Source organism: Sphingomonas sp. TDK1, assembly GCF_001650735.1.
GTDB lineage: Bacteria > Pseudomonadota > Alphaproteobacteria > Sphingomonadales > Sphingomonadaceae > Sphingomonas.
This window is the reverse complement of record NZ_LXVY01000004.1, coordinates 332,263-350,898: the sequence shown is the minus strand read 5'-3', so window position 1 is coordinate 350,898 and position 18,636 is coordinate 332,263. Positions and strand designations below refer to the sequence as shown.

16 protein-coding genes are annotated in these 18,636 nt (G+C 68.1%); 9 read left to right on the top strand and 7 right to left on the bottom strand.

What is annotated here, in order from left to right; all coding sequences use genetic code 11:
• Nucleotides 1-49 precede the first annotated feature (49 nt).
• On the bottom strand, nt 50-505 hold the full coding sequence (locus tag A7X12_RS05120) for a DUF4168 domain-containing protein (protein ID WP_064310689.1): 456 nt from the start codon (nt 503-505) through the stop codon (nt 50-52).
• Nucleotides 506-699: 194 nt separating this feature from the next.
• On the opposite strand from A7X12_RS05120, the gene rlmN reads away from it, so the two are divergent.
• Entirely contained in the window at nt 700-1,908 is a 1,209-nt protein-coding gene (gene rlmN / locus A7X12_RS05115; RefSeq protein ID WP_064310688.1) for a 23S rRNA (adenine(2503)-C(2))-methyltransferase RlmN, read from the top strand.
• Between the two features lie 32 nt (nt 1,909-1,940).
• Entirely contained in the window at nt 1,941-2,351 is a 411-nt protein-coding gene (locus A7X12_RS05110; RefSeq protein WP_064310547.1) for a lysozyme inhibitor LprI family protein, read from the top strand.
• Here the strand turns inward: A7X12_RS05110 and A7X12_RS05105 are convergent.
• The gene (locus A7X12_RS05105) at nt 2,329-2,949 is read right to left on the bottom strand and encodes a flavin reductase family protein (protein ID WP_064310546.1); all 621 of its coding nucleotides are present in this window, start codon (nt 2,947-2,949) and stop codon (nt 2,329-2,331) included. The genes A7X12_RS05110 and A7X12_RS05105 overlap by 23 nt on opposite strands.
• A 91-nt stretch (nt 2,950-3,040) precedes the next feature.
• Here A7X12_RS05105 and A7X12_RS05100 point away from each other — a divergent pair, with 91 nt between their 5' ends.
• From A7X12_RS05100 to A7X12_RS05085, 4 genes are all read left to right on the top strand, one after another.
• Nucleotides 3,041-3,763, top strand: coding sequence for a cytochrome b/b6 domain-containing protein (locus A7X12_RS05100; protein WP_064310545.1), 723 nt, complete (start codon nt 3,041-3,043; stop codon nt 3,761-3,763).
• Nucleotides 3,760-4,491 (top strand): molybdopterin-dependent oxidoreductase, encoded by a 732-nt coding sequence (locus A7X12_RS05095; protein WP_064310544.1) that lies wholly within the window; start codon nt 3,760-3,762, stop codon nt 4,489-4,491. Before A7X12_RS05100 ends, A7X12_RS05095 begins: the two co-directional genes overlap by 4 nt.
• A gap of 96 nt (nt 4,492-4,587) precedes the next feature.
• Nucleotides 4,588-5,814 (top strand): SAM-dependent methyltransferase, encoded by a 1,227-nt coding sequence (locus A7X12_RS05090; RefSeq protein WP_064310543.1) that lies wholly within the window; start codon nt 4,588-4,590, stop codon nt 5,812-5,814.
• A 96-nt stretch (nt 5,815-5,910) separates the two neighbouring features.
• On the top strand, nt 5,911-7,128 hold the full coding sequence (locus A7X12_RS05085) for an argininosuccinate synthase (protein WP_064310542.1): 1,218 nt from the start codon (nt 5,911-5,913) through the stop codon (nt 7,126-7,128).
• A 173-nt stretch (nt 7,129-7,301) separates the two neighbouring features.
• Here the strand turns inward: A7X12_RS05085 and rarD are convergent, their stop codons facing one another.
• Genes rarD through A7X12_RS05060 form a run of 5 tightly spaced genes read right to left on the bottom strand, consistent with a single transcriptional unit; the run spans nt 7,302 to nt 12,154 of the window.
• Nucleotides 7,302-8,195 carry an EamA family transporter RarD gene (rarD, locus tag A7X12_RS05080; RefSeq protein WP_064310687.1) on the bottom strand — a complete coding sequence of 298 codons (894 nt, stop codon included), beginning with the start codon at nt 8,193-8,195 and terminating at the stop codon, nt 7,302-7,304.
• Nucleotides 8,196-8,242: 47 nt separating this feature from the next.
• A complete protein-coding gene (locus tag A7X12_RS05075) occupies nt 8,243-8,542 on the bottom strand; it encodes a YciI-like protein (protein ID WP_064310541.1) in 300 nt (99 codons plus the stop codon).
• A gap of 2 nt (nt 8,543-8,544) precedes the next feature.
• A complete protein-coding gene (locus A7X12_RS05070; protein WP_064310540.1) occupies nt 8,545-9,861 on the bottom strand; it encodes a dihydrolipoamide acetyltransferase family protein in 1,317 nt (438 codons plus the stop codon).
• Nucleotides 9,862-9,866: 5 nt separating this feature from the next.
• The gene (locus A7X12_RS05065; protein WP_064310539.1) at nt 9,867-10,871 is read right to left on the bottom strand and encodes an alpha-ketoacid dehydrogenase subunit beta; all 1,005 of its coding nucleotides are present in this window, start codon (nt 10,869-10,871) and stop codon (nt 9,867-9,869) included.
• Nucleotides 10,872-10,882: 11 nt separating this feature from the next.
• Entirely contained in the window at nt 10,883-12,154 is a 1,272-nt protein-coding gene (locus tag A7X12_RS05060; protein WP_064310538.1) for a 3-methyl-2-oxobutanoate dehydrogenase (2-methylpropanoyl-transferring) subunit alpha, read from the bottom strand.
• A 247-nt stretch (nt 12,155-12,401) separates the two neighbouring features.
• Here A7X12_RS05060 and A7X12_RS05055 point away from each other — a divergent pair, with 247 nt between their 5' ends.
• From A7X12_RS05055 to A7X12_RS05045, 3 genes are all read left to right on the top strand, one after another.
• On the top strand, nt 12,402-13,115 hold the full coding sequence (locus tag A7X12_RS05055; protein ID WP_064310537.1) for an ImuA family protein: 714 nt from the start codon (nt 12,402-12,404) through the stop codon (nt 13,113-13,115).
• A 139-nt stretch (nt 13,116-13,254) separates the two neighbouring features.
• Entirely contained in the window at nt 13,255-15,174 is a 1,920-nt protein-coding gene (locus tag A7X12_RS05050) for a DNA polymerase Y family protein (protein ID WP_332308513.1), read from the top strand.
• 5 nt (nt 15,175-15,179) lie between these two features.
• The gene (locus A7X12_RS05045; protein ID WP_064310686.1) at nt 15,180-18,614 is read left to right on the top strand and encodes an error-prone DNA polymerase; all 3,435 of its coding nucleotides are present in this window, start codon (nt 15,180-15,182) and stop codon (nt 18,612-18,614) included.
• Nucleotides 18,615-18,636: the final 22 nt, after the last annotated feature.

Below are 18,636 nucleotides of genomic sequence, written 5' to 3'. Positions count from 1 at the left end.
AAACGGCGGCGGTCCGGGTGGGACCGCCGCCGCTGAGGGAGCTATCTGTTCAGTTGCCGCCGGTCGGGGTGGCCGGGGTGCTCGCCTGGGCCGACTGGCCGCTGGTCTGCGCCTGGGCCGCTGCCGCCTGGATGCGCTGGTTGAGCGCGGTATCCGACGCCATCGCCTGGCTGATCTCGTTGAAGCGCTGCGGCTGGAGACCCGACGCCGTGATCGCCGCGACGAACTTGGTGTTCTTCTCCGCCGTCGGGATCGTGGTGTCGGCATTGATCTTGTTCACTGCCAGTGCCGCCATGGCATATTGCTTCACTTCGGTATCGGTGAAGCTCGACGCAGAGGTCGTTGCCGCCGCGGTGCCTGCGCCCGTGGTGCCCTGATCCGGCGTCGCCGGGGTCGTCTGGGCCGGAGCAGCGTCGGCCGGGGTGGTCTGGGCCGGGGTCGTGGTCTGGGCGAAGGCGGTCGACGCCATCAGCGTGCCGGCAATCGCCAGGCTCGAAAACATCATTTTCATCATCAACTCCTCGCAACAATGAAACTCTTTTGCACCCCTGTAACGTAACAGTGGGGTTTGGGTTTTCCGCTGCACACCCGATTCACGATAGGTTGTGGCCATGGCGGGACGGCATGACCCCCGCGGACCCGGTTGCCAGTGGAATCACACCGCTGGAAACGCCGGGCATTTTCGCCTATATGCGGTGGATGCAGACAGTGTCGGCCGCCCCCATGCCCATCCCCGGGCACATCGATCCCGTGCCCGTGCCGCGTGCGCTCGCCGCGCGCGAAGACGGTCGTACCGACCTGATCGGTCTCTCCCGCGACGGCATCCGCGAGGCGCTGGCGGCTGCCGGGCTCGAGCCCAAGCAGGCCAAGCTGCGGGCCAAGCAGCTCTGGCACTGGATCTATAATCGCGGCGCCACCGACTTCTCGGCGATGACCGACATCGCCAAGGCGCAGCACCCGTGGCTGGCCGAGCGCTTCGTGATCGGCCGCCCGGACGTGGTCGAGGCGCAGGTCTCGAACGACGGCACCCGCAAGTGGCTGCTCCGCTCGCCCGACGGGCAGGATTACGAGATGGTGTTCATCCCCGACGCTGATCGGGGCACACTCTGCGTTTCCAGCCAGGTGGGCTGCACGCTCAACTGCCGCTTCTGCCACACCGGCACGATGCGGCTGGTGCGCAACCTTACCGCCGGCGAGATCGTCGGCCAGGTGATGCTCGCGCGCGATTCGCTCGGCGAATGGCCGAGCCAGCCCGAAGGGCGCCTGCTCACCAACATCGTGATGATGGGCATGGGCGAGCCCCTCTATAACTTCGACGAGGTGAAGGCCGGCCTGCAGATCGTGATGGACGGCGACGGCCTCGCGCTCTCCAAGCGCCGCATCACGCTCTCCACTTCGGGCGTGGTGCCGATCATGGCGCGCGCCGGCGAGGAGATCGGCGTGAACCTGGCGGTGTCGCTCCACGCCGTCACCAAGGACGTGCGCGACGAGATCGTGCCGCTCAACAAGAAGTACGGGATCGAGGAGCTGCTCCAGGCCTGTGCCGACTATCCGGGCGCCAACAACGCGCGCCGCATCACGTTCGAATATGTGATGCTCAAGGACAAGAACGACAGCGATGCGGATGCGCACGAGCTCGTCCGCCTGCTGCGCAAGTACAAGCTGCCCGCCAAGGTGAACCTGATCCCGTTCAACCCCTGGCCGGGCGCGCCGTATGAATGCTCGACGCCGGAGCGGATCCGCTCCTTCTCGAACATCGTGTTCGAGGGCGGCATCTCGGCGCCGGTGCGCACGCCGCGCGGGCGCGACATCGATGCGGCGTGCGGCCAGCTCAAGACCGCGTCGGAGAAGAAGAGCCGGGCGCAGCTCGACCGCGAGGCCGAAGAGAAGTTCGCCGCGCTCGGTTGAGCGCGGGCCCCGTTCGCAGATAGGATGCAGCCATGACGCTGCTCCTGTTCGCCCTCGCGCTTGCCGCCCCCACCCCCCGCTGTGTCGAGATGAAGACCACGGTGGAGATGGAAACGTGCCTTGCGCGCGCCAGCAATGCCGCCGAGCTGGAGATGAACCGCTATCTCGTTGCCGCTCGCAAACGGGCGCTGGGCGACGGCGTCACGGTCGGCAAGGCGTTCGACGAGGCGCAGGGACGGTGGCTCGCCTGGCGCAAGGGCGAATGCGACGCGGTGTACGTGCATTGGCAGGGCGGCACGATCCGGGGAGCGATGGCGCTCAACTGCCGTATCGATCTTACCCAGGCCCGCACGCAGTGGCTGTGGAAGACGTGGCTCACCTATCCGGATTCCACCCCGCCGATACTGCCCGAGCCGGGCGTCAGCGCGGACGGAACATCCTGAACAGCGACTCCTCGCCGATCTCGAAATAATCGGCCGGGCCGCCGCCACGCAGGATCGGGCGGGCGCGGGCGGTCTGATAGACGCCGTCCTCCAGCATCGCGCGATCGATGTGGATGCCGGTGGCTTCCCCGAGCACCAGCCAGGTGTCGACCTGTCCGCCGTCCTTGTTTTCCAGCCGGATCAGCTGGGTCAGCCGGCATTCGAACTGGGCGGGGCTGGCGGCGACGCGATCGGGGCGGACGGTGCGCGAGGGGAGGGTATCGATGCCGGCATGGGTGAATTCGTCCACCTCCGCGTCGACCGGCGCCGACGTCGCGTTCATGATCTCCGCTAGCGGACGCGTCGCGAGGTTCCAGACGAACTCCCTGGTCTCGGCGATGTTGGCCACGCTGTCCTTCCACGCGGTGGAGGCGAAGCCGAGGATCGGCGGCCGGTAGTTGAACAGGTTGAAAAAGCTGTACGGTGCGAGGTTGCGTACGCCGCTAGCGGAAACCGTGCTGACCCACCCGATCGGACGCGGACCGACAATGGCATTCAGCGGGTCATGCGCCAAGCCATGCCCGGCCGCGGGCTCGTAGAAGTGGAAGTCGGGGGACATGGGGACTCCGGAATTTCGTGGCGGGCGTGAAACCGATTCCGCCTTTCATCCGAATCTCCTACACTCGGCCCGTACAGCGAAGGAAGCGCAGATGCCCGAAGGTCCACCGGACAGGCCCCGCCTGATCTACCGCCATCGGCTAATTACCCGGCTATGGCACTGGATCAACGCGATCGCGCTGCTGATCATGGTCGGCAGCGGGTTGATGATCTTCAACGCCCATCCCCGGCTCTATTGGGGGCAATATGGCGCGAATTTCGACCATGCCTGGCTGGAGCTGCCGCGCTTCCCCGGCTGGGTGACGATCCCGTCCTATTACAGCCTGGCGGGCGCGCGACACTGGCACTTCTTCTTCGCGCTGGTGCTGGCGTTCGGGCTGCTGGTCTACCTGCTGTGGAGCCTGGCGAACGGCCATATCCTGCGGGACCTGCGCATCCGCGCGCGCGAACTAGGGCCGGGGCATCTTTGGAAGGATTTTCGCGATCACCTCGCGCTGCGCTTCCATGATCCCAAGGATCCCCGCGCGTACAACATCTTCCAGAAGCTCGCCTATGTCGGTACGCTGTTCGTGCTGCTGCCGGCGGTGATCCTGTCCGGGCTCGCCTTGTCGCCGGGGATGGACGCGGCATGGCCATGGCTTACCGCGCTGTTCGGCGGGCGGCAGTCGGCACGTTCGGTCCATTTCATCGCCATGGGCGCGCTTCTTCTCTTCCTCCTGGTGCACCTGACGCTGGTGCTGCTGGCGGGCCCGATCAACGAACTGCGGTCGATGATCACGGGCTGGTGGCGCGTCCCCGCGGAGAAACAGCCATGATCCTCACGCGCCGCAATCTGCTGATCGGAGGGGCTGCCGGCCTGCTGACCGGCTGCGACCAGTTTACCGACAGCCCGGTGCTTGCCAGCGCGGAGGACGCGCATCGTTTCCTGCAGCGCTCGATCGGTCGCGGTTCGCTCGCCACCGAATTCCGGCCCGAGCAGCGCAGCCCGATCTTCCGGGTGAACGGCACGCATAACCCGAACACGCCGGAATATAACATCTGGGCCGGGACCCGCTTTGTCGACTGGCGGCTGAAGGTGGGCGGCATGGTCGCGCGACCGATGCAGCTTACGCTGGACCAGCTCCAGCACATGCCCCAGCGCGCGCAGATCACCCGGCATGATTGCGTCGAAGGCTGGAGCGCGATCGGCAAATGGCAGGGACCGCAGCTTTCCACGATCCTCAACGCGGCCGGGATCAGTTCGCGGGCGCGCTATATCGTCTTCCACTGCGCAGACCGCTATGGCGATGGCGGCTATTATGAATCGATCGACCTGATCGACGCCTTCCACCCCCAGACCATCCTCGCCTGGGCGCTCAACGACCATCTGCTCGATGTCGGCCACGGGGCGCCGCTGCGGCTGCGGGTGGAGCGGCAGCTCGGCTACAAGCAGGCCAAATATCTAGTCGGGATCGAGGCGGTCGCCTCACTGACCGGGATCGGCAAGGGGAAGGGCGGGACCTGGGAGGATATGAGCGGGTACCAATGGTATGCGGGGATCTGAGCCGATCCCGCAAACCTACGCCGAGATAGGTTGTTTTGCGGCCCGCTGAAACGCAGTACGGGTTTCCCCGAAACAATCGTCGCATACTGGATCGCCATGGCTCTTATTGATCGCTTCCTCGACCGCGCCGTCAAGCGCGGCGAGCTCACCCTGATCCGACCCGATGGCAGTTCCCGCAGCTTCGGCAGCCCCGATCCCACGCTCAAGCCGGTAACGATGCGGCTGGCGAAGGGGGCCGAGGGCCGCATCGTCCGCGACCCCGCGCTCGGCGCCGCCGAGACCTATATGGACGGCAGCCTGAACCTTGAGCATGGCGACATTCTCGACCTGCTCAACCTCGTCACCGCCAACAATGCCTGGGAAAAGGGCGACGCGGTGCTCAACCCCTCGGCGCTGAGCCTGGCGACCGGCAAGGTGGCGCACTGGCTCGGTCGTCGCAACATGGCGCGCAAGTCGAAGCAGAACGTCGCGCACCATTACGATCTTTCCGCGCGGCTCTACGATCTCTTCCTCGATGCCGATCGCCAGTATAGCTGCGCCTATTACACCGATCCCGCCAACAGCCTGGAACAGGCCCAGGCCGACAAGAAGGCGCATATCGTCGCCAAGCTGGCGATCCGGCCCGGCATGCGCGTGCTGGACATCGGCTGTGGCTGGGGCGGCATGGCGCTCTACATCCACGCCAAGACCGGCGCCGAGGTGCTGGGCATCACGCTTTCCGAAGAGCAGCTGAAGATCGCCCGCGAGCGCGCCGAGGCCGCGGGCGTGGCGGACAAGGTGAAGTTCGAGCTGATCGACTATCGTGCGCTTACCGGCCAGTTCGATCGCATCGTCTCGGTCGGCATGTTCGAGCATGTCGGCACGCCGCAATACCGCACCTTCTTCGCCAAGTGCCGCGAGCTGATGACGCCCGAAGGCGTGATGCTGCTCCACACGATCGGCCGCGCCGGCGGTCCAGGCTATACCGACGCCTTCACGCTCAAGTACATCTTCCCCGGCGGCTATATCCCGGCGCTGTCCGAGATCTGCGAGGGATTCGAGGGGCTGCGCTACTTCCTCACCGACGTGGAGGTGCTGCGCATGCATTACGGCCACACGCTGAAGGCCTGGTACGACCGCACCGTCGCCGCGCACGATGCGATCGTGGCGCTGTACGACGAGCGCTTCTACCGCATGTGGACTTATTATCTGGCGGGATCCTATGTGAGCTTCATGAATGGCGGCCTGGTCAATTATCAGCTGCAATTCTCGCGCTCGCGGACCGCGCTGCCGCTGACTCGCGATTATATGGCCGAGGCCGAGGCGACGCTGCGCCAGGACTGATCGGGGGCGTGCGACAAGGCGGATATTGCGTGGAGGGCGCGGGAACCCTAGAGGCCCCGCGTTTCCCTTTCCCTTTTTCCCCGGAGTCGCTGCCCCATGTCGGATAAGATCAATCGCGTCGTCCTCGCCTATTCGGGCGGCCTGGACACGAGCGTGATCCTGAAATGGCTGCAGCAGACCTATCACTGCGAGGTCGTGACCTTCACCGCCGATCTCGGCCAGGGCGAGGAGCTGGAGCCCGCGCGCAAGAAGGCCGAGATGGCCGGCGTGAAGCCCGAGCACATCTTCATCGAGGACGTGCGCGAGGAGTTCGTGAAGGACTATGTGTTTCCGATGATGCGCGCCAACGCGCTCTACGAGGGGCTGTACCTGCTCGGCACCTCGATCGCGCGGCCGCTGATCGCCAAGCGCCAGATCGAGATCGCCAAGCTGGTCGGCGCCGATGCGGTGAGCCACGGCGCCACCGGCAAGGGCAACGACCAGGTCCGCTTTGAGCTCGGCTATTATGCGCTGAACCCGGACATCAAGGTGATCGCGCCGTGGCGCGAATGGGACCTGACCAGCCGCACCAAGCTGATCGAGTTCGCCGAATCGCACCAGATCCCGGTGACCAAGGACAAGCGCGGCGAGTCGCCCTTCTCGACCGACGCGAACCTTCTCCACACCTCGTCCGAGGGCAAGGTGCTCGAGGATCCGTGGGAGGAAGTGCCCGACTATGTCTATTCGCGCACGGTGAACCCCGAGGACGCGCCCGACACGCCCGAGACGATCACGATCGACTTCGAGCGCGGCGACGGCGTGGCGCTCAACGGCCAGGCGATGTCGCCCGCCACCCTGCTGACCGCGCTCAACGAGCTCGGCCGCAAGCACGGCATCGGCCGGCTCGATCTGGTCGAGAACCGCTTCGTGGGCATGAAGTCGCGCGGCATGTACGAGACGCCGGGCGGCACCATCTATCACCTCGCCCATCGCGGCATCGAGCAGATCACGCTCGATCGCGGTGCCGCGCACCTCAAGGACGAACTGGCCCCGCGCTATGCCGAGCTGATCTACAACGGCTTCTGGTTCTCGCCCGAGCGCGAGATGCTGCAGGCCGCGGTCGATTACAGCCAGGAGAAGGTCACCGGCACCGTGCGGCTGAAGCTGTACAAGGGCAGCGTGATCGTCACCGGCCGCAAGTCGCCCTACACGCTCTACAGCGAGAAGGTGGTGACGTTCGAGGACGACCAGGGCGCGTACGACCAGCGCGACGCGGCGGGCTTCATCAAGCTCAACGCGCTGCGCCTGCGTCTGCTCGGCCGCCGCGAGGCTTGATACCAGCGTCTTCTCCCTCGGCGCAGCCGGGGGCGGGGGACCGCGCCACGCCAGCGGCGTGGTGGAGGGGGCGCCGCAAACTGCGGCGTCCTTTTTGTATGCGAGGGGTGTCCGCTCCACCCCCGCCTGCGGCGGCGGCTACCCCCCCCCGGCTGCGCCCGAGGGAGGATACGCTATGTGCGGGTTGTGGACCGGTATGCCCGCAGGCTGTCCCAGGCGTAGAGCGCGCAGCCCGACCAGATCAGCGCGAATGTCGCAAGGTGCACCGGCAGCACCGGCTCGCCGAAGATCAGCACAGCCTCCAGGAACTGCAGCGTCGGCGCTATATATTGGAGCAGCCCCATCGTCGCGTAGGGCAGCCTTTTGGCGGCGGCGGCAAACAGCAGCAGCGGCGTGGCCGTGACGACGCCCGCCGCGATCAGCAGCAGGTCGATCCGCGTCGAGGCACCGAACGCCGCAGTCCCGCTATGCTGCGCCCAAAGCAGCACCGCCAAGGCAGGTGGACCCAGCAGCAATGTCTCCACCGTCAGCCCGCCCAGCGCGTCGATCGCAGCTACCTTGCGGAGCAGGCCATAGCCGCCGAAGCTGAGCGCCAGCGCGAGCGGGATCCACAAGGCACCGCCACCGTGGAGCGTCAGCAACAGTACGCCGAGCGCCGCCAGCCCGATCGCGATGCCCTGCCAGCGCCGCAGCCGCTCGCCGAGCACCAGCATGCCCAGCGCGACATTGACCAGCGGGTTGATGAAATAGCCGAGGCTCGCGTCGAGGACATGGTTGTTCTGAACCGACCAGATATAGACCAGCCAGTTGATCGCGATCAGCGCCGCGCTGCCGACGAGGAAGAGCAAGGTCCGTCCCCGGGCTGCGGCGGCGATGCTCCGCACGCGGCGCAGCACCACGACGATCACGGCGAGCAGCAGCAGCGACCATAGCACGCGATGCGACAGCACCTGGAGTGCGGGCACCGCCTGTAGCAGGTGCAGATAGAGCGGCAGCACGCCCCACAGGCTGTAGGCGGCAATGCCGAGGGAAAGACCGGCGCGATCGGCGCCCTGAACGTTGGACATGTCGCCCTGTTGCGCCGTGTTGCGGTGCAACGCAACAAGCGGAGCAGTCAGGCAGGGCGGATCGGTATCGCCGCGTCCGCCCCCACCACGGTGGTCCAGGGCACCACCTCCCAGTGCGTGACGACGCCCTCCGTCACATAAGGATCCTGTTCTGCGAAGGCGCGCGCAGCCTCGGCATCGCCGAACAGCAGCAGCGCGCTTTCCGGAGGATCACCCACCGCGCCACCCAGCAGCAGCGTGCCCGCATCCGCTGCGGCCCAGGCGAACGCGAGATGCGCTTCCCGAAGCGTTCCCCGGCGCGCGAGATAGTCGGGCGCCAGGGTGTAGCGGAGCAGGACATGCGCCATGCTCAGTCGGCGAACAGCAGGACCGGCGTCTCCAGCAGCTTCTTCACCGCCTGGACGAAGCTCGCCGCATCCCAGCCGTCGACGACGCGGTGGTCGCAGCTGATCGAGAGGTTCATCAGCTTGGCGCGGACGATGTCGTCGCCCCCCATTCCATTCGACTTGAACACCGGGCGCTCGACGATCTTGTTCGGGCCGATGATCGCCACTTCCGGCCGGTTGATCACCGGCGTCGTCGCGATGCCGCCAAGGGGCCCAAGCGAAGTGACGGTGAGGGTGGAGCCGCTCAGCTCCTGCGACGTCGCCTTGCCGGTGCGCGCAGCCTCGGCGAGGCGGGTGATCTCGCTCGCCAGCTGCCAGACATTGCTGTCCTGCGCATCGCGGATCACCGGCACCATCAGGCCGGCATCGGTCTGCGTCGCCATGCCGAGATGGACGCGGCCATGGCGGGTAACCACGCCGGCCTCGTCGTCATAGCGGGCGTTGAGCATCGGGAAGTCGGGCAGCGTGCGGCACAAGGCGACGATCAGCAACGGCAGCAGGGTCAGTTTGGGGCGCTGGCCGCGATTGTCGTTGAGGTCGGCGCGCATCGCTTCCAGCGCTGTGACGTCGATCTCGTCGACATAGGTGAAGTGGGGGATGGCGCGCTTCGACGCGGCCATGTTCTCGGCGATGCGGCGGCGCATGCCGATCACCTTCACCGGCTGGTCCTCGCGGGCGCGGCTGGCGTGCGGCGCGTGATAGCCCTGCGCGCTGCCATAGCGGAGGAAGGCGTCGAGATCGGCGTGGCGGACGCGGTCGCTCTCGGCGGGCTTCACCTGCGCGAGGTCGATGCCGAGGTCGGCGGCGCGGGCGCGGACGGCGGGGGAGGCGAGGATCTGTACCTTCTCCCTCTCCCCTTCAGGGGAGAGGGGCGGGGTGTGGGGCATGGCTTCCACGGGCGACGGTGCTGGTGGAGAGTCCCCCACCCCAACCCCTCCCCTGAAGGGGAGGGGCTTTTCTTCCGTCACTTCCTCAACACCCGGAGTCTCAGCCTCGAGCTGCTCCTCGACCGGCGTCTCCGCCTCGGCCGCAGCCTCACCCTCGACCTCGATCACCATCAGCGCCGAACCGATCGGCACCTGATCGCCCACTTCGCCGGCGAGCTCGACCACCACGCCGGAGACGGGCGATTCCATCTCCACCGTGGCCTTGTCGGTCATCATGTCGGCGACCTGCTGGTCCTCCTCGACGCGGTCGCCGATCTTCACGTGCCAGGCGACGATCTCGGCCTCGGCAATGCCTTCGCCGATGTCCGGCAGACGAAAGGTAAAACGAGCCATGGGCGTCAGTCCTTGAGGAGGTTGTTGAGCGCCTCGCGGATCCGCACGGGACCCGGGAAATAGGCCCATTCGAGGCTGTGGGGGTAAGGTGTGTCGAAGCCGGTGACGCGAGCGATCGGCGCTTCGAGATGGTAGAAGCAGCGTTCCTGCACCAGCGCCGAAAGCTCGGCGCCGAAGCCGGAAGTGCGCGTCGCCTCGTGGACGATCATGCAGCGGCCGGTCTTCTTGACCGAGGCTTCGATCGCGTCGATGTCGAGCGGCACCAACGTCCGCAGGTCGAGGATCTCGGCGTCGACGCCCAGCTCCTCGATCGTCGCGGCGACCACGTGCACCATCGTGCCGTAACAGAGGATCGTCACCGCCTCGCCGGCGCGGACGGTCGCTGCCTTGCCGAGTTCGACGCGGTAATGCCCCTCGGGCACTTCGCTCGCCGGATGCGCGGTCCAGTTCTTGGCCGGGCGATCGTAGTGGCCGTCGAACGGGCCGTTATAGATGCGCTTGGGCTCGAGGAAGAGGACGGGATCGTTGTCCTCGATCGCGGCGATCAGCAGGCCCTTGGCGTCATAGGGCGTCGACGGGATCACCGTCTTGATGCCGGACACGTGGGTGAAGATGCCTTCGGGCGACTGGCTGTGCGTCTGCCCGCCGAAGATGCCGCCGCCATAGGGCGAGCGTACCGTGATCGGCGCGGTGAAATCGCCGTTCGAGCGATAGCGTAGCCGCGCTGCTTCGGACACGAGCTGGTCGAGCGCCGGGTAGATATAATCGGCGAACTGGATCTCGGGCACGGGGCGCAGGCCATAGGCGCCCATGCCGATCGCCACGCCGATGATGCCGATCTCGGTGATCGGCGTGTCGAAGGCGCGGGTCTTGCCATATTTGGCCTGGAGCCCGGCGGTCGCGCGGAACACGCCGCCGAAATAGCCGACATCCTCGCCCATCACGACGACCTGGTCGTCGCGCTCCATCATCACGTCCATGGCGGAGTTGATCGCCTGGATCATGTTCATCCGGGGGGCGCTCATATGCCCGCCGCCTTGCGCTCGGCGATCATCTGGTCGCTCTGTTCCTTCAAATGCCAGGGCATCTCCTCGAACACGCCCTCGAACATGGTTTCGAACGGCTGGTGCATGCCGTGGCCGAGGATGCCGTTCTTCTCGGCCTCCTTCTGCGCGCGCTTCACCGTCTCGGCGAGTTCGAGGTCCATCGCCGCGTGGCGCTCCTCGTCCCATTCGCCGAGGCCGATCAGGTGATCCTTCAGCCGCCGGATCGGATCTCCGAGCGGCCAGGCATTGGGTTCGCCGGCCGAGCGATAGGCGCTGGGATCGTCCGAGGTGGAGTGGCCCTCGGCGCGGTAGGTGAAATGCTCGATCAGCGTCGGGCCCTGGTTGGTCCGCGCGCGCTCGGCCGCCCATTCGGTAGCCGCATAGACCGCCAGCGCATCGTTGCCGTCGACGCGCAGCCCGGCGATGCCATAGCCGATCGCGCGCGCCGCGAAGGTGGTCGCCTCGGCGCCCGCAAAGCCGGAGAAGCTCGAGATCGCCCACTGGTTGTTGACGACGTTGAAGATCACCGGCGCGCGATAGACGGTGGCGAAGGTCAGCGCCGAGTGGAAGTCGCCCTCCGCGGTCGAGCCCTCGCCGCACCAGGTGGCGGCGATGCGGGTGTCGCCGCGCGCCGCGCTCGCCATCGCCCAGCCCACCGCCTGCGGATATTGCGTGGCGAGGTTGCCGGAGATCGAGAAGAAGCCGGTCTCCTTCGACGAATACATGATCGGCAGCTGCCGGCCCTGCAGCGGATCGCCGCGGTTCGAGTAGATCTGGTTCATCATCTCGACCAGCGGATAGCCGCGCGTGATCAGGATGCCCTGCTGGCGATAGCTGGGGAAGCACATGTCGTCGCCGGCCATCGCCAGCGCGGCGGAAACCGACACCGCCTCCTCGCCGGTCGACTTCATGTAGAAGCTGGTCTTGCCCTGGCGCTGGGCGCGGAACATGCGCTCGTCGAACGCGCGGGTGAGCGCCATGCTGCGCAGCATGCGGCGCTTGGCCTCGGCGTCGAGCCGCGGATCCCAGGGGCCGACGGCGTTGCCGGCATCGTCGAGGACGCGGACCAGGCCATAAGCGAGTTCGTGGAAGCGGTCGGCCGGCTCGGCGGTGTCCGGGCGGCGTGCGGCGCCGGCGGGGGGCACGACGAGATCGCTGAAATCGGCCTCGTCGCCGGGGCGAAAGCGCGGCTCGGGGACATGCAGCGATAGCGGCGGCAGGTTGGCGCGCGGGGCGTCCACCGTCATGGTCTCTCCATCAAATACGGCCGTGTCGCCACGGACAACGCACGAACTCGAATTGCGCAAGGCTGTTATAAAATTTCAACGCGTCTGTCGAGATGGGGCAGCAGGGCTGGCCTAAAAATTTGGGACACCGAGCCCGATTGACTCCTGTCTGGATTGGAACAAAATAGGAACGAACGAGTCGGACCTGTCATCAACCCCCGAGCGAGTCGCCGTGCCCGATCCTGCCACTCTCGACCAGTTGCGCGCAATGCTCAGCGCCATCGACGGCACCGGATTCCGCCGGCGCCCGGTGCTGCCGTTCGGGCTGGAGCGGCTCGATTCGCGGCTGGCGGACGGCGGGCTGCGGCTCGATGCGCTGCACGAGATTTCGGGCGCGACGCCCGACCTGACCGACGATTGCGCCGCCACCACCTTCCTCGGCGGAATCGCCGCGCGCTGCTGGGGGCCGGTGCTGTGGGTGGTGCGCCGGCGCGACCTGTTCGCCCCCGGCCTGGCGCAGGTGGGCCTCGATCCCAAGCGGGTGATCTATGCCGAGGCGCGCGACGACGACGAACTGCTCGCGATCATGGAGGAGGGGCTGCGCCATCGCGGCCTCGGCGCGGTGATCGGCGAGGTGAAGCGGCTCGCCATGCCGGCGACCCGGCGGCTGCAGCTGGTGGCCGAGGGGGGGCGCACGATCGCGCTGCTGCTCAAGCGCCATGCCCGTGAGGGGAGCGATCCGCTGGGGGCGCCGTCCGCGGCGGTGACGCGCTGGCGGATCGGCTGCGCGCCCTCGGCGCCGCTGCCGGTGGAGGGGGTCGGTCGGCCGCGCTGGGACGTGTCGCTGGCGCGGCAACGTGGGGGGGAATCATTCCAACTCTTGGTGGAGGCCTGCGATGCAACGGGTCGCTGCGCTCTTCCTGCCCCACTGGTCGCTCGATCGCGTGCGGCGGGCCGAGCGGCGCGCGCTGCCGCCGCCTGAGCGGGGCCGGGCGCTTTCTACGAACGATACCGCACCCGTTGCCCTGCCGCTTGCGAGAGGGGCCGGGGGAGGGGCTGATCTTAGCGTAGTCCACCCTCTCCACGTCAGTCCCTCCTCCAGGCGGGAGGGGAGCGAAGACTTGGAAGGGCTCGTCCAGGCACAAGCGCTCGCCGCTGCCGAGCAGGAAGCCGCGTGCTCCGTCCAGCGCGGTGGCGGCTGGCGGCCGGGGGCGCGCTGGGCGCGGGCCGCGCGCGATGCTGCCATCGCCGCGCTGCCGCCGCACCAGCGGCCGCCGATGCGCGAGCTCGGCCGGCGCAGCGAGGCGGCCGAGCCGGTGTTCAGGCGGATGCGGCCCGACGAGGGCGGGGCAATGGCGGGTGGGGTGGTGCGGTTGCCGCTGGCGGCGCGCGGGGCTGCGCCGTCCGTCGTGGCGTCGGCGCCTCCCCCACAATCGTCATCCCGGCGAAAGCCGGGATCCATTCGCCTGTCGGTTTCGGCTTCCTCCCCAGCGGAGAAGGTAATGGATCCCGGCCTTCGCCGGGATGACGAAAGGGGTGTGGAGTCTCCCCGCATCCTCTCCCGCCGCACCGGCAGCCGCAGCGAAGTCGCTGCGGCCTGCCCGGCTGCGCTTGCCGCGGGTATCCGCATCGGCATGGCGCTTACCCAGGCCCGTGCGCTGGTGCCCGAGCTCCGCGTCGACCCGGCCGATCCGGACGGCGATCGCGCCGATCTCGAACGGCTGGCGCACGGCCTCGCGCGGCGCTGGTCGCCGAGCGTGACCCTGGCCGGGGAGGACCTGCTGTTCCTCGACCTGACCGGCGTTGCCCATCTCCACGGCGGCGAGGCCAGGATGCTGCGCCGGCTGCATGCGCTGCTCGCCCGGCTGGGCTTCGCCGCTAGGATCGCCGTCGCCGATACCCTTGGCGCCGCCTGGGCCTTGGCGCGCTTCCGCCCCGAGACGCTGCTCCGCTGCCCGCCCGGCGAACATGGCGCGTGGCTCGCGCCGCTGCCGGTCGAGGCGTTGCGGCTGGAGGGGGATGCGCTCGACCTGCTGCACCGGCTCGGCGTCGACAGCATCGGCCAGCTCGCCGCGCTCCCCCGCGCGCCGTTGGTCCGCCGCTTCGGCACCGTCATCGCCGCACGGCTGGACCAGGCGCTGGGCCGCATCCCGGAGCCGGTCACCCCCGTCACACCGCCCGAGCCGATCGCGGTCACCCAGCGCTTTGCCGAGCCGATCGCCACGCCTGAGGCGATCGCCCACTGGCTGGGCGATCTCGTCCACCGTCTCGCCGAAGCATTGGCCGAAGCAGGGCAAGGGGCGCGCCGCATTGGGCTGGTCGCCGACCGCGTCGACGGCGTGCCGCAACGGATCGGCATCGGTCTCGCCCGCGCCAGCCGTGATCCCGCGCATCTGCTCCGCCTGCTCGCGCGCCGGATCGACCAGATCGAGCCGGGCTATGGCCTCGACGCGATGACGCTGCATTTGCTGCGCAGCGAACCCCTCGGCGCGCTGCCGGTGGAAGAGCGGCTCGATGCCGAGACGGTGCCCGATCTCGCGCCCTTGATAGACACGCTGGCGACGCGGATCGGCATGGCGCGGCTCTGGCGGATGCGGCCGGTGGAGAGCGACGTGCCGGAGCGCTCGGCGGCGGCCCTCCCGCCGCTCGATCCGCCCGAACGCGAGGCCCCGCCGATGAAGGCCGACGATGTCCGCCAGCTCGACCGCAATGCCCCGCTGCCGCCCTGGCACCCCGACTGGCCGCGCCCGATCCGCCTGCTACGCCGGCCCGAGCGGCTGGACTTCGTGGTCGCCGAGCTGCCTGACCAGCCGCCGCGTCGCTTCACCTGGCGGGGCGAGCGGCACGAGGTGGTCCATGCCGACGGGCCCGAGCGCATCCATGGCGAATGGTGGAAGCGCGCGGCGGAAACCCATGCCACGCGCGACTATTTCCGCGTCGAGGACGAGCGCGGCCGCCGTTACTGGTTGTTCCGCCAGGGCGATGGCGAACGTAGCGTTACCGGCGATCTCAGCTGGTATCTCCACGGCCTGTTCGGGTGACCGCCATGTATGCCGAACTCCAGGTAACCAGCCATTATTCCTTCCTGCGCGGTGCCTCCGCGCCGTCCGAGCTGTTCGAGGCGGCGGCGGCCTATGGCATGCCCGCGCTCGGCATTACCGATCACAACAGTGTCGGCGGGATCGTCCGCGCGCTGGTCGCGGCGGAGGCGACGGGCGTGCGGCTGGTCACCGGCTGCCGGCTGGACCTGACCGACGGCAGCGGCGTGCTGGTCTGGCCCGAGGATCTCGCCGCCTGGTCGCGGCTCACCCGGCTGCTCAGCATCGGCAAGGCGCGGGCGGATGCGCAGCATGGCGAGAAGGGGCAGTGCTTCCTCCATTGGGAGGATGTGGCGGGGCATGCCGACGGCCTTGTCGCCGCGCTGGCGCCGGGCATGGCGGATGGCGGCGACCCGGCGGCGCTGCGCTGGATGGCGGATGTGTTCGGGGAGCGCGGGCATGTCACGCTCACCCGCCATCGTCGCCCGCAGGAGGCGGTGCGGCTGCACAGGCTGGCAGAGGCCGCCGCGGCGCATGGCCTGACCCCGCTCGCCACCGGCGATGTGCTCTATCATCACCCCGATCGGCGGATGCTGCACGACGTGATGACCGCGATCCGCCACACCACCACCGTCGACGATCTCGGCTTCCGCCGCGCCCGCAGCGCTGACCGGCATCTCAAGCCCCCGCACGAAATGGCGCGCCGCTTCGCCGCCTGGCCCGAGGCGCTGCAGGCGGTGGAGGCAGTGGTCGAGCGCTGCAGCTTCAATCCCCGCGAACTCGGCACGCTCTATCGCTACCCCGACGAAGTGGTGATGTCCGGCCGCAGCCCGCAGGAAGCGCTGGCCAAGCTCGCCCGCGATGCGCTTGCCGTGAAGTTTCCGGAGGGACCGCCGCCGGCCTATGCCGAGCTGCTGGAGAAGGAGCTGACGCTGGTCGAGAAATTCGGCTACGCGCCCTATTTCCTCACCGTGCATTCGATCGTCCGCTACGCCCGCGCGCAGGAAATCCTGTGCCAGGGGCGGGGCAGTGCGGCCAATTCGCTGATCTGCTTCCTGCTCGGGGTCACCTCGATCGACCCGGTGGTGCACAAGCTGCTGTTCGAGCGGTTCCTCTCCGCCGACCGCAACGAGCCGCCCGATATCGACGTCGATTTCGAGCATGAGCGGCGCGAGGAAGTGATCCAGTGGATCTACGAGACCTATGGCGCGCGCCACGCCGCGCTCACCGCCGTGGTCAGCCGCTATCGTACGCGTGGGGCGGTGCGCGAGGTCGGCAAGGCGCTGGGGCTGCCCGAGGACGTCACCGCCGGGCTGGCGGGGCAGGTCTGGGGCTGGTCGAACGAAGGGGTGAGCGAGGCCGATGCCGCCGCGCTCAACCTCGATGCCAGCGAACCGCGGCTGGCGCTGACGCTCGATCTCGCCCGCCAGCTGATCGGCACCCCGCGCCATCGCTCGCAGCATCCCGGTGGCTTCGTGCTGGCCCAGGCGAATCTCGACGAGATCGTGCCGATCGAACCGGCGGCGATGGTGGCGCGGCGGGTGATCGAATGGGAGAAGGACGATATCGAGGAACTCGGCCTGATGAAGGTCGATATTCTCGGGCTCGGCATGCTCGGCTGCATGCGGCGCGCGTTCGATCTGCTCGAACAGCACAAGGGGGTGAAGCTCACGCTCGCCTCGGACGCGATGCAGGAGGACGATCCCGCCACCTTCGCGATGATCCGACAAGCCGATACCCTCGGCACCTTCCAGATCGAAAGCCGGGCGCAGATGTCGATGCTGCCGCGGTTGAAGCCGCACAAATTCTACGACCTCGTCATCCAGGTCGCGATCGTGCGGCCGGGGCCGATCCAGGGGGACATGGTGCACCCCTATCTGCGGCGGCGCGAGGGCAAGGAGGAGGTCGAGTATCCGAGCGCGGAACTGGAGGACGTCTTGTCGAAGACCTTCGGCGTGCCGCTGTTCCAGGAGCAGGCGATGAAGGTCGCCATCGTCGGCGCGGGGTTCGAACCGGCCGAGGCCGATGCGCTGCGCCGCGCGATGGCGACCTTCAAGTCGACCGGCGGCGTCACGCACTTCAGGGAGAAGATGATCAGCGGGATGCTCAAGAAGGGCTACACCCAGGATTTCGCCGAGCGGACCTTCAAGCAGATCGAGGGTTTCGGCAGCTATGGCTTTCCCGAGAGCCACGCGGCGAGCTTCGCCAAGATCGCCTATGCGTCGAGCTGGATGAAGTGCCACCATCCGGACATCTTCTGCGCGGCGCTGCTCAACGCCCAGCCGATGGGCTTTTACGCGCCGGCGCAGATCGTCCGCGATGCGCGCGAGCATGGCGTCGAGGTGCGCGCGGTGTGCGTCAACGACAGCGACTGGGATACGCGGGTCTTACGATCCTCCCCGGAACGGGAAGGGGGACCATGTGCGCCAGCACATGGTGGAGGGGCCGCCGCGGCACGCGGCGGTGATCCCGGACGACGTGGCACTACCGCGCCTTCGGCGCGGCCCTTCCACCCCGCGCCTGCGGCGAGCGGTCCCCCTCCCCGTTCCGGGGAGGAATTATTGCCCCTTCGCCTCGGCATGCGCGTCGTCCAAGGGCTCTCCGCGCGCGATGCCGAGGCGATCCTCGCCGCACGCGCCGAGCGGCCCTTTACCTCGATCGAGGACGTATGGCGCCGCGCCCGTGTCTCCCCCGCCGCGCTGACGAAGCTCGCCCAGGCCGATGCCTTCCGCGCCTTTGGGCAGGACCGGCGCCAGGCGCTCTGGGCGATCAAGGCGCTCGACCAGGCGCCCTTGCCGCTGTTCGCAGGCATCGAGGGGCCGATCCAGGCCGCCGAGCCTGCGGTGACGCTCACCCCGCTCACCGCCGGGCGCGAGGTGGTGGAGGATTATCGCGCCACCCAGCTGAGCCTTCGCGCGCATCCGCTCCACTTCCTGCGCGGCACGCTCGCGGCGCGGCGCATCCGCCCCTGCGGCGACCTCAAGACGCTCAAGGACGGCGCGCGGGTGGAGGTGGCGGGAATCGTGCTCGTCCGCCAGAAGCCGGGCAGCGCCAAGAGCATCTTCCTCACGCTGGAGGACGAGAGCGGGATCGCCAATGCGATCGTCTGGCCGGCGCGCTTCGCGCTCTACCGCCCGATCATCCTCGCCGCGCCGATGATCGCGGTGCGCGGGCGCCTCCAGCGCGAGGGCGAGGTGCTGCACCTGATCGCCGAGACGATCACCGACCTGACCGATCTGCTGCGCAGCGTCGGCGCGCTCGACCTGCCGCGAATGACGATGCCCGGCGACGGCGCGACGCATGGCGGCACGATCGATTCGCGCGATCGCAAGGTCACCCGGTCGAGCGATCCCGCGCAAGCCTATCCAAAGCAGCGAACGCCGGAGAGCTGGCCGTCGCGGCGCGAGGATATCATCCCGATCAAGTCGCACGATTTCCACTGATTCTGAATATCGCTACGCCGTT